The 2,555-nt window shown below is 39.3% G+C and carries 2 protein-coding genes; both read right to left on the bottom strand.

The genetic code is table 11. The features are described from left to right. Window positions 1-122 precede the first annotated feature (122 nt). On the bottom strand, window positions 123-1,166 hold the full coding sequence (locus ACOVQ4_RS23385; RefSeq protein ID WP_421823000.1) for a glycoside hydrolase family 53 protein: 1,044 nt from the start codon (window positions 1,164-1,166) through the stop codon (window positions 123-125). A gap of 294 nt (window positions 1,167-1,460) precedes the next feature. Continuing rightward, a complete protein-coding gene (locus ACOVQ4_RS23380) occupies window positions 1,461-2,519 on the bottom strand; it encodes a SusE domain-containing protein (protein ID WP_421822999.1) in 1,059 nt (352 codons plus the stop codon). Window positions 2,520-2,555: the final 36 nt, after the last annotated feature.

Below are 2,555 nucleotides of genomic sequence, written 5' to 3'. Positions count from 1 at the left end.
TTTCCGTGGCGAGTGTCTCACTCGACACTTCACAAATTTTGCTGTCGCCAGTTGGTCAGTGGGACACTGACCACGGATATAGGGACACTGACCATGGATATTAATTTTCAAATCTCTTGCATTTAATCTGCAAACGAATTAAGCGCCACCGTAGGTTTTCCAGAATTATCAAAAGCCCCTAAAGTGTAACCTACCCAATTGTTATAGGCCTGTGGTTCCCAATACAAAACGCCCAAGCCTTTCGAGCCAGAAACAGATTTTGTTTTTGTGATAATATCTTTGATGAAAGCTTGACATTCAGTCGCCTGATCCCAAGGCATACCAATTTCCACAATCATCACTTCCTTGCCGTAACGAGAAACCATATCATTCATGTTGTTCAAACAATTTTGATTGGCCACCTGCCAAGTCGAATTGGCCCAAGTTGGGTATAAAGACATACCAATAACATCATACTTCGCTCCGTTTGATTTTAAGCCATCGAACATCCAACGAAATAGGCTGTTATCATAACCATTCGCTAAGTGAACAATCACCTTTGCTTGTGGGAAAACCGCCTTAACAGCATCGTATCCAGCATTAATCATTTGAGCAAAATTGCTCATATTTGCCGAAGCTCGCCCAGTTGGCCAAAGCATTCCATCGTTGGTTTCGTTACCTACCTGCACCCATTCTGGTGTAACATTATTCTTTTTGAGTTCATTTAGTACATCTGTGGTATGATTGGAAATCGCTGTTTTTAGACCTGCTAAATCCAAATTTGACCAAGCCGCAGGTTTGGTTTGTTTGCCAGGGTCAGCCCAATTGTCGCTGTAATGAAAGTCAATCATAATACGCATACCCAAATTTTTGGCACGAATCGCCTTTGCTACCACATCGGCTTTATCGTTATAGGCTGGCGACGGATTTACCCAAACTCTCAAACGAATGGTATTCATTCCTAAGGACTTCATCAAAGCCATTCCTTCCATTTGAGTACCTGCAGCGTTGTAGAATTTGATTCCCTTGGCTTCCATTTCTGTAATCCAACTAATATCTGCCCCTTTGGCAAATGTGGAAGTTACTGGTGTTACAGGTGTTGGTTCGGCTGGAGCTGGCGTATTATTGCTACAAGCAATGAGCAATACCGAAGCCATCAAAAAATGAAAATGTCGTTTTAAGTTCATGAGAGTTTAAGTATTTGTATTAAAAAGTTAGTGCATAAAATAGAATTCAATTATTTGGCTTTCGGCAATGGGTTTTCGGCAAGAACAAATCTATAGTAACTAAAAAACATGTTAAAACTCTGATTACTGGACAAAACGAGAAAGTGTTATTCAGGTGCATAGAATTTTTCACTGAATTTTTTAAAAACAGTTTTAAACTGTTGAAAAATGAGTCCAAGACTAAGTCTTGAACTATTTTGTCCAATAATCAAGTTAACACTCTTTACCTTGTGCCTTTTGCCTAAAACACTATTTCTATTCAATCGTATAAGTATAATTTCCAGCTTTCAAATCAAGGGTAATGGTTCTTGTGCCTGTTAGGTTTGTTGGAATTTTAATATCTGTTCCATCGTATTCTAGACTTAGGTCGGCACCAGTATCGCCCAAATTAATGGTCCAACCGCTATTGGCTCTAAATTTCAAACTTCCGACATTCAATTTTGTAGTTACTTTCCAAACATTTTTGGCCGCATCAAACTGCATCGGAATATCGTTTGACCAATTTGAACCCTCGGGAGCGTCTCCAATAATTGACCAAGTTGTTTTGGTTGCACTCCAAGTATTCGTGTTGGTATTTGCTTTGATTAAGAAATAACCATCTCCTGGCACAAACAGGTTTCCTCCGTTAGCACTCATTGTCCCTGATACATCTGTACCCGATACAGTACTACTGACCCAACCATAAGCGATACCATTCCAATCTGGTTGGCTTGTCAATTTGAATTGACGAGTTCCCCCCGAAATCCAAACGTAACCTTCATAAATTCCATTCGAATTTCTTGAGGATATTTTCGGCGCTGTTGCTGGATTCCAACCTTGATAATCGCCTGCTACCCACAGCGATGGATAATTAATCACAACAAGATATGGCGTAACTGAGACGGTCAGAGTATTTGAATACAAATCTGCTACAGATTCAGAAATACTCGATTTTACACGAATTTCTAATTGTCCTACAGCATTAGGTTTTAATCCTTGTAAGATTGCCAGTTGATTAAAATCTGCCGTAGTATATTTGAATGAGGTTGCATTTCCTAAACTCACTTCTTTAGGCGCTGCAAAATTGGTTCCTGCTTTGGCAATTTGCAAGGTATATTTCACGGCAGCACTAAAACCATAATCCGAACGAGCCCAAGTCATAGACACGGTACTATCATTGGCGGTATTTGCTGTTAATACATAGCTGGTTTGAGTTGAGCTCAGCTTAGGGGCTTGATTCTGAGCACTCATATAGGTTTTTACTTCGTCATTTTCACAAGCCACAAGACTTTGCAAAAACAAGCCCAAGCAGAAATATTGTATGATTTTTTTCATTGAATTTCTATTTAGAAATACCAAAATTGATTTTTT

It is taken from the genome of Flectobacillus sp. (assembly GCF_049240685.1).
In the GTDB taxonomy this organism is placed as follows: domain Bacteria; phylum Bacteroidota; class Bacteroidia; order Cytophagales; family Spirosomataceae; genus Flectobacillus.
This window is presented reverse-complemented; position numbering and strand designations above follow the sequence as displayed.

Bases quoted from the DNA above. Each gene is read 5' to 3' on its own strand.
- ACOVQ4_RS23385 (WP_421823000.1), bottom strand. From the start codon at position 1,166: ATGAACTTAAAACGACATTTTCATTTTTTGATGGCTTCGGTATTGCTC.
- ACOVQ4_RS23380 (WP_421822999.1), bottom strand. From the start codon at position 2,519: ATGAAAAAAATCATACAATATTTCTGCTTGGGCTTGTTTTTGCAAAGT.